General features: G+C 51.7%; 11 protein-coding genes. 6 read left to right on the forward strand and 5 right to left on the reverse strand.

Features of this window, described 5'->3' with window-relative positions; genetic code table 11:
• Positions 1 to 334: 334 nt before the first annotated feature.
• Complete coding sequence (locus tag AB1690_06120) at positions 335 to 943, reverse strand: protein-L-isoaspartate(D-aspartate) O-methyltransferase (protein ID MEW6014880.1); 609 nt, start codon at positions 941 to 943, stop codon at positions 335 to 337.
• A 162-nt stretch (positions 944 to 1105) separates the two neighbouring features.
• Positions 1106 to 1393 carry a hypothetical protein gene (locus AB1690_06125; GenBank protein ID MEW6014881.1) on the reverse strand — a complete coding sequence of 96 codons (288 nt, stop codon included), beginning with the start codon at positions 1391 to 1393 and terminating at the stop codon, positions 1106 to 1108.
• 181 nt (positions 1394 to 1574) lie between these two features.
• On the opposite strand from AB1690_06125, the gene AB1690_06130 reads away from it, so the two are divergent.
• On the forward strand, positions 1575 to 2690 hold the full coding sequence (locus AB1690_06130; protein MEW6014882.1) for a hypothetical protein: 1116 nt from the start codon (positions 1575 to 1577) through the stop codon (positions 2688 to 2690).
• A 56-nt stretch (positions 2691 to 2746) separates the two neighbouring features.
• Here AB1690_06130 and AB1690_06135 read toward each other — a convergent pair whose 3' ends face one another.
• The 3 genes from AB1690_06135 to AB1690_06145 are packed head-to-tail and all read right to left on the reverse strand — an operon-like array spanning position 2747 to position 5628.
• The gene (locus tag AB1690_06135; protein ID MEW6014883.1) at positions 2747 to 4135 is read right to left on the reverse strand and encodes an NAD(P)(+) transhydrogenase (Re/Si-specific) subunit beta; all 1389 of its coding nucleotides are present in this window, start codon (positions 4133 to 4135) and stop codon (positions 2747 to 2749) included.
• A gap of 3 nt (positions 4136 to 4138) precedes the next feature.
• Complete coding sequence (locus tag AB1690_06140; GenBank protein ID MEW6014884.1) at positions 4139 to 4420, reverse strand: NAD(P) transhydrogenase subunit alpha; 282 nt, start codon at positions 4418 to 4420, stop codon at positions 4139 to 4141.
• Positions 4420 to 5628: a Re/Si-specific NAD(P)(+) transhydrogenase subunit alpha gene (locus AB1690_06145; protein MEW6014885.1), complete on the reverse strand. Its 1209-nt coding sequence runs from the start codon at positions 5626 to 5628 to the stop codon at positions 4420 to 4422. Before AB1690_06145 ends, AB1690_06140 begins: the two co-directional genes overlap by 1 nt.
• A gap of 538 nt (positions 5629 to 6166) precedes the next feature.
• On the opposite strand from AB1690_06145, the gene AB1690_06150 reads away from it, so the two are divergent.
• The 5 genes from AB1690_06150 (at position 6167) to AB1690_06170 (ending at position 13565) form a co-directional block, all read left to right on the forward strand.
• Positions 6167 to 8539, forward strand: a complete 2373-nt coding sequence (locus AB1690_06150) for a chemotaxis protein CheA (GenBank protein MEW6014886.1) — start codon at positions 6167 to 6169, stop codon at positions 8537 to 8539.
• 49 nt (positions 8540 to 8588) lie between these two features.
• Complete coding sequence (locus AB1690_06155) at positions 8589 to 9155, forward strand: chemotaxis protein CheW (GenBank protein MEW6014887.1); 567 nt, start codon at positions 8589 to 8591, stop codon at positions 9153 to 9155.
• 32 nt (positions 9156 to 9187) lie between these two features.
• Positions 9188 to 10363, forward strand: coding sequence for a hypothetical protein (locus tag AB1690_06160; GenBank protein ID MEW6014888.1), 1176 nt, complete (start codon positions 9188 to 9190; stop codon positions 10361 to 10363).
• Positions 10364 to 10410: 47 nt separating this feature from the next.
• The gene (locus AB1690_06165; GenBank protein ID MEW6014889.1) at positions 10411 to 12078 is read left to right on the forward strand and encodes a methyl-accepting chemotaxis protein; all 1668 of its coding nucleotides are present in this window, start codon (positions 10411 to 10413) and stop codon (positions 12076 to 12078) included.
• A gap of 65 nt (positions 12079 to 12143) precedes the next feature.
• A complete protein-coding gene (locus AB1690_06170; protein MEW6014890.1) occupies positions 12144 to 13565 on the forward strand; it encodes a FapA family protein in 1422 nt (473 codons plus the stop codon).

Raw genomic sequence — 13565 nt, forward strand, 5'->3', positions numbered from 1 at the left:
TGCCTCACCCACCTGGTGAGTCTTTCCTCTATCGCTACCATTCATCGATTCCATCACCAAAATCCGTATCCAGATTCCTGTCCAATCCGCAAAATCACTATCGAATCGTCGCTGAATCGGCGGGAATGGTATATATGGAGAGGTGAACATACGATAAATAGACACTTACAAATCTTTAGGTCAGGAATATCGCCCGTGCGGAATCCACACAATTACCCCTCTTGCAGAAGATTGACAGATACAAAAGAGGTTAATCCGCACTTTCAAAATCAAAACGAATACGAACCTATTACATGCAGTGGCCCAAGAACTTACATTTTTTAATGGATGCCCCTTACCGCTTCTGAACCTCCCCCGTCATCGGCACAAACCGGACCGGAATAATCGACTGCTTCAGTATCCCCTCTTCATTCTTGGTCACCAGGTAAAGTTCCTGCGACAATTCTCCCACCGGTATTACCAGACGTCCCCCTGTCTTCAACTGGTCAATAAGCGGCTGCGGAATCTTGGGAGCCGCCGCCGTAACTATGACCGCATCAAACGGCGCCGCCTCGGGCCACCCCTGATAACCATCTCCGGCACGCACGAAAATATTTTTGTATCCCAGCGAATCGAGAATCTGCGCCGCTCTCTCCGCCAGCGGCTTCACGATTTCTATCGTGTAAACCGAGTCGGCAATCTCACCCAGCACCGCCGCCTGATATCCCGAACCGGTGCCGATTTCCAGTACCTTAGATGTCGAGTCGAGGCCGAGAAGTTCCGTCATTATGGCGACTATATAGGGCTGCGAAATTGTCTGATTATGCCCTATCGGCAGGGGACCATCGCTGTACGCCTGCTCCCGCTCTTCCTTCGGCACAAAAAGATGCCGCGGAATTCTGCGCATCGCCGTTATGACATTTTTGTCGGTGATACCGCGGGCGACAATCTGATTATCCACCATCTTCTGACGCCGCAAATGATACAGCGAATCGACGCCATCGGTTTCCGATTGACCGCCGCAGGAGCCAAAGAGAATCATCATACTCAAATATATATAAATCGCCCGTTTTTTACGCCAGATATTCATGATGGTAATTTCGCCGCGCTCCGCGCTTTGTCAATATTAAAAGGTGATATGGTTTATCTCTTTGAGCCAGAGACGCACCAGCCCGTCAATTTTCGGTTCGATATCTTCCGCCAGACTTCCCGTCTTGAGGGCGTCGAGATATACGGCAATTCCCCGCTTGGTCTCATCGACCGTCAATGTGACATTTTCTGTCGCAAGAAGCCGGTCGCGGTACTGAATGGTAAGGCGAATCAGTTTGCCGAAAACAGCGAACGACTCCGAGGAAATATACCCCTCATCTTTAAGCATTTTGCCGAAAAACTGCCGCAGGTCTTCCTGGTCCATCGGGATTCCGCCAATTCGATTTTTATATTATACGATAAGAGATGGCCGCTGAGAATCCAAACCGATTTTCACCCGCCGGGACGACAAAAAAACCGATTGACAGATTTACAATTAGACATAGAATAATAGCAGGACGTCCATATTTTCAGGTAATATGGTTGAGGCACAATGGGGAGGTATCATGAAAAGGCTTTGGGTCTATTTAATACCGTCAATACTGTTTCTGTCCTGCGGCGAGGAGAAGATTACCAAGAGCGGCTTCTCAGCCCCGCATTATCCGCTTCTGAATGAGCCGCTGGTGCTGAAGGTCTCAAGTCGGATCCAGCCTTTTGCCATCGACAGCAATATCTACAAATTTGACCTGAGCCAGGACTCTTTGGCAAGAAACGGGGAGATGAATGACATTCAGATATTCTATTCGTCTATAACCTCCTGCGACGATGAGAATCAGATCTATGATTTTTCTCGCGCAGCATATAGAGCGTTTTCACCGACTTTTCGTTACGATGCATGTTTTCACGCTCCGGCACCTCAATTTCATCTGCTTAGCGGGCACGGCATTGCCGCTTTAGATTGCCTTGACGAAGACAAGAAAATGATGATAAAACCCACCCGGCTTTCATCCGGCTTTGCTATGCGCGCAATTCAGCTGCATCGGGCGTACCGACCGATTTCTGTCGCTAATGACAGCGGGTTCATAATTTTTTCGATAGCGGATGACGGAGAAAGTTACTGGTTGCTTCCGGAACGGGGCGATGAACTTTTGCGCCTGGCATACTCCGGGAATTTCCTTGCCGGCATTCCTATGCCGGAGCCCGAAATGGAGCAGGTAGCCTTTGATGGCGAATTTCTCTGGGTCACCGATTCCAAACGATGTTACCGGCTCTCCTTGACCGGAGAACGGCAGGGCAGTTTCCACTGGCGACAGCTCGACCCGGGACCGATAACGGTTAACGGCAGTAATATGTACATGGTGCGTCGAATAGGTCCCATTTCACATATGTATTCTATTGACATCCCGGCATCCTTAGCCGCCGACAGCGCCGTGGGCGATTTTCGATTCACGATATATAGCGAAGTTTATTCCCTTGCCCGGGTCGGTTCCCAATTTCTTGTCAGCGTTCCGGACAGCGCTCGGGTAATCAATGACTCCGGCAAGGTTATGGCGTCATACGGCTGGAATGTCAGTTTCCCTCTGACAATCTCCTATTACAAAGGGATACTGAGCGTCCTCTGCATGGGTCCGTCAGACTTACTGGCATTCGACCAGGTCATCGCCCGGTTTAGAGTGCCTTGAAAATCAAGAACGGGGGAGAATGAAACTTCGGCAGTTGGCTCCTGTATAACCTCGGCTCAAGCCTCTTTAATAGCCCCAATCAGGTCCAGTATAGCCTTTTTGCCGTCGGCGAAAAGCATCAATGTATTGTCCAGCGCGAAGAGCGGGTTGGGGATGCCGGCAAAGCCGGGACTTAAAGAGCGTTTAATGACAATTACGGTGCGGGCTTTGTCGACATCAATAATTGGCATACCTGCGATTGGAGAATGCGGGTCAGTGCGCGCCACCGGGTTGACGACATCATTTGCGCCCAATATTATCGCGACATCGGCTGTCTCGATGGTAGAGTTTACTTCATCCATCTCTTTCAACTTATCGTACGCGATATTGGCTTCCGCCAGGAGTACATTCATATGTCCCGGCATTCTTCCTGCCACCGGGTGGATGGCAAATTCGACCTCGACTCCTTTTGATTCGAGAAGGTTGGTCAGGTCACGCACGGCATGCTGGGCTTGCGAAACAGCCATTCCGTAACCGGGGACTATGACCACCCGCCGGGCGCTGTCAAGCACCATCGCCACTTCCTCCGGCGAAGTTGCTTTGACCTTTCCGGCATAGACATCGTCACTTGAGGGAGTAGATGAGGTAGGTCCAAGAACGCCAAAAAGCACCGTTAACCAGCTTCGATTCATCGCGCGGCACATTATATCTGTCAGGATTATTCCTGAGGCGCCAACCAGGGAACCGGCAATGATAAGCACATTATTGTTCAGCACGAAACCGGTAGCGGCTCCGGCAAGACCGGAGTAGGAGTTGAGCAGGGCTATCACCACCGGCATATCGGCGCCGCCGATAGGTATAGTCAGCAGAACGCCCAGAATCGAGGCGATCCCGACCAACGCCCAATAAGGCCAGTACACTGATGGTTCCATCACGATGTAAACGCCGCAGGCGATGGCGGCGATGCCGAGAAGTATATCTAAGGTATGCAGTCCTTTGAAATGAATCGCTCTTTCCGATATTATGCCTTGAAGTTTCCCGAAGGCGACCAGGCTCCCCCAGAATGTAACCGAACCGATGATTCCGGTCGCGACGGTAGCAATCGTAAACTGGTCGGTCGGGGCGACACCGAGATGAATCGACTCGCCGAGCGCGGCGCCCGCCACGAGAAGTGACGCAATTCCGCCGAACCCGTTCAGTAGAGCCACCATCTGCGGCATGCCGGTCATTTGTACTTTATATGCCAGTACAGCGCCGATCGCGGCGCCGATTATGAAACCGATTATAATCAGTTCATAACTGATAATGCTGCGGTCAATCAGAGTCACGATGATTGCAAGCAGCATCCCCAGGGCGCCAAGAAGATTGCCCCGGACCGCCGTCCGCGGATGAGACAGACCCTTAAGACCGAAAATGAAAAGAACCGACGCTACCAGATAGGCGAGATTTACCAGAACCGGAGACATACTCTAATCTTTCTTCTTGAACATTTTCAGCATTCTGTCGGTCACCAGAAAACCGCCCACCACGTTGATGGTGGCAAATGCTACCGCCGCGACACCGAGGACGGCTGTGAGTGTCGTATGTTTGGTGCCGGCCGACAATATCGCGCCAATGATGGTTATTCCCGATATGGCGTTTGAACCCGACATCAGTGGCGTATGAAGAATCGGCGGAACCTTGGTAATAACTTCGAATCCGACAAAAATGGCAAGCACGAAAACAGTCAATATCATGATAAAGAATTCCATCAAGCCTCCTTATTTGCCGACGCCAATGGCGTCATATTCAGCAATTGACGAATCTGCGGATGTGTTATCTCACCGTCACGAGTAAGCATTGTCTCGCGAGTGATTTCGTCAGTCATATCCAGCGCCATTTTCCCTTTCTTCACCAAATGCGTAAGAAAGGTGCTCACATTCTTTCCGTACATCTGGCTGGCATGGAATGGTACAGTCGAGGTAATATTGACCGGACCAATAATAGTGATGCCGTTAACTGATACTGTCTCACCCGGCCTGGTCAGTTCGCAGTTGCCCCCCTTTTCGGCGGCAAGATCCACTATTACCGAACCGGGCGCCATCCCCTTGGCCATCTCGGCGGTTATCAGAATTGGGGATTTTTTGCCGGGGACAAGCGCCGTCGTAATCACCACATTGCTTTCGGCGATAACTTTCGCCATCAGTTCCCGCTGTTTGCGATAGAACTCTTCACCCATCGCCTTGGCATATCCCCCTTTATCTTCGGCGCCGGCCGCTTCCAGCGGCAGTTCGACAAATTTCGCCCCCAAACTCTCCACCTGTTCTTTTACGGCGGGGCGGATATCATATCCTTTGACAATCGCCCCCAGTCGGCGGGAGGTAGCGATTGCCTGAAGTCCCGCTACTCCGGCGCCAATGACAAAGACATGCGCCGGCGATATTGTCCCGGCCGCTGTCATCAACATCGGAAATATTTTCGGCAGCGCCTCCGCCGCCAGGATGACCGCCTTATATCCGGCAATGGTCGCCATCGAGGAAAGTACATCCATACTCTGCGCCCGGGTTATCCGGGGCATCAACTCCAACGACAATGCGGTAACCTTGCGGGCAGCCAGTTCCTTTACCGCCTCCGGTTCAGCCAGCGGTTCGAACTGGGCTATAATTGTCTGTCCCGCCCGGTAAAGCGAAAGGTCATCTTTCCCGGCGACCGGATTTGCTCCCAGACCGCGAACCTGGACTACGACATCAGCCACTTCAAACAATGACCGACGATTATCAACTATCTCTGCCCCTTTTTCCCGATATTGCGCGTCGGCAAATCCGGCTTCGCTTCCGGCGCCAGACTGAACCAGAATATTTATACCTGCTTTTATGAGAGTCGGCAGGGTATCGGGAGTAAGGGCGACCCGTCTCTCGCCGGGGAAATTCTCCTTGGGGACAGCCACTGTTGTCTTTGATGTAAAAGCATTATCGGTCATAAGATTTATTCAACGGATTTAACCGTTTTGTATTAATGGATATCCAATTTTTTCCACTCACGCCAAATCTGGCAGGTTATTCTTCGATTATACGCTCTATTTTATGGAAATTTGAAAAATTTTCCCGCCTCCTTCTGTTTTGGAGAATTAAGTTAATAAAATCCAATTTGTTATGCAACCAAAAGAAGATAGTTAAGCTGGGGTTCTTCCGCCATCAGGCAGGAAAGCCATACATCTTGTTTCAGAATGAGCCTTTCCTGCAATCTGCAATACTTTTTCTAAAGACGCTTAGGGGCAAAGACGGCCTGGTGTTGGCCGTTCAAGATTGGAAACTATTTTTATACAGTTTCAATTATTACACGCTCTCGGCTCTAAAGGGATTTCTCGGCAGGTCGATTAACCGTTAAGCGCTGTCAGTATTCTGGCGGCGATGACAAGATGACTTTTTAATAGTCCCATCTGACAGAAGTATAAGGGGCTTTGTCAATGGACTGGAAAGAAACTGAATCGGCGGATTTCATTATGGGGTGCCGTTTTTATGGCTGTTAATTCTCTGGAGAAAAAACTGGATATGCTGGCGGCCGATTTGGTGCTGTTGAGCGTCGAGGACCTTCCCGCCCTCGCCCGTCTGCATGAGAGTTTTCTGCAGCTGGCAGCTGACTGTCGTCAAGCGCGGCCGGACGTCGAAAGGCTCTGCCGGGAATGCTCTCTGATATTAGAGAAGATTGTTCTCAATGAAGTTTCGGATAGAGCCTCCCAGATAGAGAAAATCGGCGACACCATCAGCGCGCTGCAAAAAATGGTTCGGAATGGCCGGGGAGGCTCTGAAAGAGAGTCCTCCGCCAGATTCAATGATGCCGCCGCCAGTTCAGAATGCAGCAGTCCCGAAATATTGGAAAACTCGAAATCGGCTATCTCAAAGGGACAGCAGAGTGAGAGCGAGGCGAGTGCCCAAGGGGATAAAGTGGTATATCCACCTGAGGAAGCAGCTGAAGCGGCAGAAGAGCTGGCAATTAACCTGCAGAACAGCGACAGCGCCCTGCTCGCTGACTTTATCAATGAGGCGCGCGAGCATTGTGCCGTGGCAGAGCAGAAACTGATGGATATCGAAGCCGGCACTGATATTGAAGGGGCTATCCATGCCATCTTCCGCAGTTTTCATACAATAAAAGGAGCCGCCGGATTCCTGGAGTTAAAACCGATACTGGTTCTGGCGCATGAGTCGGAGACAGTTCTCGACCTGGCGCGCAAGGGAAGCCTGACCGTCTCGGGTCCAATCGCCGATATCATTTTCGACGCCGTTGATACCATGCGCCATCTCCTCGAAGGGGTTGAAACGGCGCTGAAATCGGATGGATATTTTGACGGCGCGTCGCTGACAATTCCGCGTCTGGAGCGACTTCGTAGCATCATAGCCAACCCGGCGCAGGGCAATACGATGGGGACCTCCTCGCGGGTCGGCGATATTTTGATAGAGATGGGGGCAGTGTCCCAGCAGGAGATTGATTCGGCGCTCTCCAGAAAAGAAAAACCTGATGAAAAACTGGGGGAGACTCTGGTTCGGCAGGGATTGGTGCCGGCGAAAGTTGTGGCGCATGCTCTTCGTGAGCAGCAGCAGACACGCTCCGACAAAATCGCGTCGGCAGTCAAAGAGATGGTTAAAATCGACACCGACCGTCTGGACCGTCTGGTGGACACTATCGGCGAACTGGTAATTGCCGAATCGATGGTTGGGCAGGATGAAGAGATATTGAAGATGGCTTCCCCCAAAATCGCCCGCAACATTTCGCATCTCAATAAAATTACTCGCGAATTACAGGAGATGGGGATGGCAATGCGGCTGGTGCCGGTAAAACCGACTTTTCAAAAACTGGCGCGGGCGGTGCGCGAATTGACCAAAAAATCAGGGAAAGAAGTGGAACTGGCGATTTTCGGGGAGGAAACAGAGGTGGACCGCAGTATTGTCGAAAATATCGGCGACCCCTTAATGCATATGATACGAAACGCCGTCGACCACGGCATCGAATCCCCTGAAGAGAGGGTAAAAGCGGGCAAGAACCGAAGCGGCAAAATTACCCTGAGGGCATACCACAAAGGGGGGAATATCTTTTTCGATATCGAAGATGACGGCCGGGGATTGAATAAGGAAAAAATCCTGGAGAAAGCAAGAGAAAAGGGACTGCTCGACGGGGAGCGGGAGCTCTCCGACAAAGAGATTTTCGGGCTGATTCTGCTGCCCGGCTTTTCCACGGCGGCGAAGGTTACCGATCTTTCGGGGCGGGGAGTGGGGATGGATGTGGTGCGTAAGAACGTCGATGCCATGCGGGGGCATCTGGAAATAAATTCGACACCCGGAAAAGGAGCGCTCATTTCGATGAAACTGCCGCTGACTCTGGCAATCATTGACGGAATGCTGGTAAAAGTGGAAGAGGAATGCTATATTATTCCGACCCTTTCTATTGTGGAATCGCTGCGTCTCTCAAAGGAGATGATAAAATCCGTCGTAGGGAGGGGAGAAATAGTGGATCTGCGCGGCGACCTTTTGACCCTGATTCGAATTAATGAGCTTTTCGGTATTCCCCACGACCCGCAAGACAACCGCCCTCGAACGGTGGTGGTTGTCGAAGACGGTTTCAAGCGGGTAGGGCTGGTTGTGGATGAGTTGCTCGGTCAGAGGCAGACAGTCATCAAGAATCTCGGCAGGACTTTCGGTAACCAGAAGTGGATTGCCGGCGGCGCGATACTGTCCAACGGCAATGTCGGGCTGATTATTGATGTCGGCGGGATTATAAATCTTGCCTCCGAGGTAAACTGGCGCCATAAGGGAGAGACGGAGAGGAAGTCATTGGCAGGCGGAGAAGGCAGCAGCGCGCTGCCATCAGAGAACCGGACGCCGGTAATGCTGGCTTAAGGTTATTGAAAGGCGAAAATATCGCAGATTTGACATAGGGGAGAGATGAATGCAAGAGAAAAAAAGGTATCAGAAAAGCGGTCAGAATGAGGTCGCCTCAGCGGCCAACCGCGCCGGAAAGTATTTGACCTTTCGCCTGGCGGCGGAGGAGTACGGACTGGAAATCTTAAAAGTCCGCGAAATCATTGGACTGATGGATATAACCAAGGTGCCCCGAACCCCCAATCACATTCGGGGTGTTATAAACCTGCGGGGCAAAGTTATTCCGGTGCTCGACCTGCGCACCAAATTCGGAATGGAGCCTGCTCCGGATACCGAGGAAACATGCATCATTGTGGTCGATGTCGCCGCCGCCGACAACTCGCTTTTGATGGGCATCCTGGTTGACGCCGTATCGGAAGTGCTGGATATTAAGGAAGAAGAGATTGAAGAATCCCCGGAATTTGGCTGCGATATCGACACCAGCTTCATCCTGGGCATCGGCAAGGTCAAAAATAGTGTGAAGATTCTTCTTGATATAGACCGCGTTCTCACATCGGCCGACCTGGAATCGGCGGAGCATATCGCCCGGGAAAGCGACGGGGAGAAAATCCCATCATTAGGATTGATAGATTAACAGAGAGAAAAAAATACATTTGGGAGGAAACCATGAGTAAGATCGCAACCAGAACGATTACCGCCGCCATTATCCTGCTTATTTCAGTATCGCCGGCTCTGGCGGAGGGCAAACCGTCCTTCGACATCAAAGGATACGGTTACTTTAAACTTGACGGGGCGTACGACAGAAGTCTCACCAGCCATGGCAATTTTGTAATGTGGGTGCAGCCCCCAGCCAATGCTGATGACGACGAGCAGTTCAATATGACTGCCAATGAAACTCGCTTTGGCGTCAATCTCATCGGCAACGGCTATGGCAACCTGAAAGTCTCCGGGAAACTGGAGATGGACCTTTATGCCAGCGTTTCCGGCGTTGCGGAGAATAAGGCGATGCTTCAGCTGCGCCACGCTTACTTCGCGGTGGAATCGGGACGATACAAATTGCTTGCCGGTCAGTCCTGGGATCTGATATCGCCGCTGAATCCAAGCACTCTCAATTATTCGGTGCTCTGGGGTTGCGGCAATATCGGGTATCGCCGCCCGCAAGTAAGTTTTTGGTATAATTACCAGGCGGACAAAACGACAGAAATCGGATTCGCCGCCGGATTTTTCCGGACGATTGGCACCGATTTGACGCCGACTTTCACTCTGGCGACGGGGGAGACTGTGGAAGGCGCCGACGACGGCACTGATGCCGGTATTCCTTCGGTTCAGGCTCTTTTCGACTTGAAACATAATCTTTCAAATGGCGGACAAATACGCGGCGGTTTCTCGGGACTCTGGGGCAAATTGAAAGCCGAGACAACGCTGGGCAATTCGGAGAAATATGAAAGCTGGGGTTTTGCGGCTCATGCGGCGCTTGCGCCGTCTGCGCGATTTGGTCTAACCGGTGAATTTTACACCGGCTCGAATCTGGGCAGTTATTTCGGAGCCGTTCTCCGCAACAGCGAAATCGATGGACTGAAAAGCAGCGGCGGCTGGCTCACCCTCTGGTGGCAGGCAAGCAAACTGTTTCATCTTTCGTCCGGATTTGGAATCGATGACCCGGATGACGATGATTTTGCTTCCGGCCGTTCCAGGAACAGCTGTCTCTATGGCACTCTGCGCTATGCATTCATTCCGCAGGCGACATTGGGTGTTGAGCTTTCGCGCTGGGAGACGAAGTACAAGGGTGGGGAAACGGCCGACAATTTCCGCGGGCAGACATCATTGATACTGAATTTTTAACAGATTCAACCATAGGGGCTGAATTATTGAATTGAACGGAGGGGTTAATGCTTAACCGATTCAGACTTTCGACAAGAATTCTGGCGCTGGGTGTCATTATTGTACTGGCGTTCACACTATTGCTGACTTGGATATATCCTCGTTTCAAAGAGAAGATGTACGATGCCAAATATGTCAAGACGCAGCATCTGGTAGAGGCCGCCTGGGCTGTTATCGACCACTTTTCCAAACAGGCCGATGCCGGGGAGATGACAACGGAACAGGCTCAGGACAAGGCCAGAGAAGTTCTGAAAACCATGCGTTATGACGGTGAAGAATATTTTTGGATTAATGATATGTATCCTCGGATGATAATGCATCCTTTCAAGCCGGAACTGGACGGAACCGACCTCTCTCAAAATGCCGACCCTAACGGCAAGAGGCTTTTTGTGGAGTTTGTGGAGGTTTGCCGCTCCAAAGGGGCCGGCTTTGTCGAGTACTACTGGCCCAAGCCCAATGTTTCCAAGCCGGTTCCCAAGATTTCTTATGTAAAGTTGCACAATGATTGGGGCTGGATTGTCGGCTCAGGGATTTATATCGATGACGTCCAGGCGGAGTTAACGCAATTCTTCTATGCCATTTTTGGCATTGTTGCAATAATAGTCCTGGGCAGCCTGGCAATGTCGTACTTGATGGCGCGCTCTATCTCCAGTCCAATAAATAAAGCGATATCGTCGCTTTCTGCCGGCGCTGAGCAGGTCGGTTCCGCTTCAGAACATATTTCGTCGGCAAGTCAATCACTGGCGGAGGCGACCACGGAACAGGCTTCTTCGCTTCAGGAGACATCCTCGGCGCTGGAGGAGATGTCGAGCATGACGCGACAAAACGCCGACAATGCCCGACAGGCAAATGTCCTGGCATCGGCCGCCAACACCGCCGCCGACAAAGGGTCGGGAGCGATGGCCGGTATGTCGCGGGCAATACAGGAGATAAAGCATTCATCGGATGAAACGGCAAAAATCATAAAAGTAATCGATGAGATTGCGTTCCAGACAAATCTTCTGGCATTGAATGCGGCGGTGGAAGCGGCCCGGGCCGGTGAAGCGGGCAAGGGATTCGCCGTGGTTGCCGAAGAAGTGCGCAATCTGGCGCAACGGAGCGCGGAAGCGGCAAAGAATACCAGTTCTTTAATAGACGGCGCCCAGAAGAATGCCGACAACGGCGTCCGCGCAACGGAGGAGTTTATGACGATTCTTGGCGAGGTGACCTCCTCCGTGAAAAAAGTGAGCGAGTTAATAAGCGAGGTGTCGGCGGCAAGTTCGGAACAGGCTCAGGGAATTGAGCAGGTTAACAAAGCGGTGTCGCAAATGGACCAGGTGACTCAGCAGAATGCCGCCAACGCCGAGGAATCGGCTTCGGCAAGCGAAGAGCTGGCGGCTCAAGCCGAAGAACTGCAGCATATCGTGACGGAGTTGACTAAAATCGTCGATGGCAGTCACTCCCGCATGGATGCCGCTGCCAACAGTCGCGGAAAAGGGCAAACAGCATTATCGTCTTCCGCCTCTTCATTTTCCCGTAAAGAGAGTCTCAAGAGCAATATGCGAGGTATGCTTAAGAAGCATAGCAGCAAAATGCCGCCGCTGGAACGGACATCGGTGGCTAATGAAAATTCTGTCAGGGGAAAAAGGGCCGAGGAGATAATTCCTCTGGAGAAAGAAGAAGTGGCAGGTTTCTGAATAATAGATAAGCCGAAATTTGGGGCGCCTTGATTTATGGCGCCCCGGTAATAAGAGTGAATGACATGACCGAGCAGATTCTGGAATTCAACGGTGACGGTTTCAGGCTTAACGTTGCGGATGACCGTTTGCGGGTTCTATTGACCTGCTCTCGTGACGCCTTAACGCGCCCGTCTTTGCAGGAGGAGATACAGAAAGGACTGACGGAGCTCTGTATTGCGCTTCCTTTCCAGGCTGATATTTTCCAGGAGGCGCAGAAAACGGCGCTCGCCAGCGGTATCGAAATACATCAGCTCCCTGTCGTTACCGGAGACCCGCCGGTACTGCCGGTTGATGGCATCCTCGAGTGGACCGAAGAATTCTTCACGCCCGGCTATTTCATCGACCCAATAACCAAACGGATAGATTTCCATCAGAAGGCGGAACGTCCCGCTGTCACCAAAGACCAGTTGCTGGTAAAAGTGTTTAAGCCGGTTTCGGGGAAAGATGGAGTTGATGTCTTCGGAAAAGCGATAAAGGCTCCTCGCCCCAGAGAGGCGGAGCTGCGCGCGGGCGTCAATGTCGCCTGGGATGAAAGTCTGCAAGGGTATCGAGCGCTCTGCTCCGGGAAAGTGAAACTGGTGGGGCGAACGCTTGATGTCGATACCGTGCTTCGTATCGCCGGCGATGTCGGGAACGAAACCGGCAATATCAAGCATAACGGCCTGGTAACCATTGGCGGCAATGTCGAGTCGGAATTTGTAGTTGATGCCACCGGCGATATCGAGGTCAAAGGCATTATCTATGCCGGGGAGATTCGATGCGGCGGGAGCCTGGTCGTTGCCGAGGGGATAAACGAAAATCCCCAAAAAAGAATTCAGGTCAACGGGGAGACTGCGGCAAAATATATCATCAATGCCGTAATTGACAGCATCGGTTCAATCAATGTCAAGAAGGAGATTTTCCAGTCTCGTCTCCGGTCGGCCGGAGAAGTCAACTGCAGCGAGGGGCGGATTGTCGGCGGTGAAATTATAGCGGCGCGGGGAGTGACGGCCGGGGAAGTTGGCTCGCGCGGTAATGTCGCCACCTCCATAATCGCCGGTGTCAATTATGACATTCTGGACCGGCTGCGGGCAATTGCGGATGAAGTGATGAAACTAAAGGAAAAAGTCAAGAAACTGACGCCGGTCTATAAGAAACTCAAGGCTTCAATAAGCGGTTTGAACGCCGCGCAGAAAGAGAGCCTGATGGAAATGGAATATTACATCGGCGAGGCCGACGCGGAAATAACGAAACTGGAAGATAAAGCGAAAGCCTTGCGGCGCGAGATGTATGCCGGGAAAGAGGCGCGCATTACAATTCTGAATATGGTCTATCCCGGCGTGACTCTGCGGGTGCTTGACGCCCAGATGGCGGTGGAGCAGCCGCTTCTTGGTCCCCTCGCCGCTTATCAGGACAAAATAACGGGGGCACTGACTTTGACATCCGAAGTCGCAATCAACTCATGA

Source organism: Candidatus Zixiibacteriota bacterium, from assembly GCA_040753495.1.
Classification (GTDB): Bacteria; Zixibacteria; MSB-5A5; order GN15; family PGXB01; genus DYGG01.

Bases quoted from the DNA above. Each gene is read 5' to 3' on its own strand.
- AB1690_06120 (MEW6014880.1), bottom strand. From the start codon at position 943: ATGGTGGATAATCAGATTGTCGCCCGCGGTATCACCGACAAAAATGTC.
- AB1690_06125 (MEW6014881.1), bottom strand. From the start codon at position 1,393: ATGGACCAGGAAGACCTGCGGCAGTTTTTCGGCAAAATGCTTAAAGAT.
- AB1690_06130 (MEW6014882.1), top strand. From the start codon at position 1,575: ATGAAAAGGCTTTGGGTCTATTTAATACCGTCAATACTGTTTCTGTCC.
- AB1690_06135 (MEW6014883.1), bottom strand. From the start codon at position 4,135: ATGTCTCCGGTTCTGGTAAATCTCGCCTATCTGGTAGCGTCGGTTCTT.
- AB1690_06140 (MEW6014884.1), bottom strand. From the start codon at position 4,420: ATGGAATTCTTTATCATGATATTGACTGTTTTCGTGCTTGCCATTTTT.
- AB1690_06145 (MEW6014885.1), bottom strand. From the start codon at position 5,628: ATGACCGATAATGCTTTTACATCAAAGACAACAGTGGCTGTCCCCAAG.
- AB1690_06150 (MEW6014886.1), top strand. From the start codon at position 6,167: ATGGCTGTTAATTCTCTGGAGAAAAAACTGGATATGCTGGCGGCCGAT.
- AB1690_06155 (MEW6014887.1), top strand. From the start codon at position 8,589: ATGCAAGAGAAAAAAAGGTATCAGAAAAGCGGTCAGAATGAGGTCGCC.
- AB1690_06160 (MEW6014888.1), top strand. From the start codon at position 9,188: ATGAGTAAGATCGCAACCAGAACGATTACCGCCGCCATTATCCTGCTT.
- AB1690_06165 (MEW6014889.1), top strand. From the start codon at position 10,411: ATGCTTAACCGATTCAGACTTTCGACAAGAATTCTGGCGCTGGGTGTC.
- AB1690_06170 (MEW6014890.1), top strand. From the start codon at position 12,144: ATGACCGAGCAGATTCTGGAATTCAACGGTGACGGTTTCAGGCTTAAC.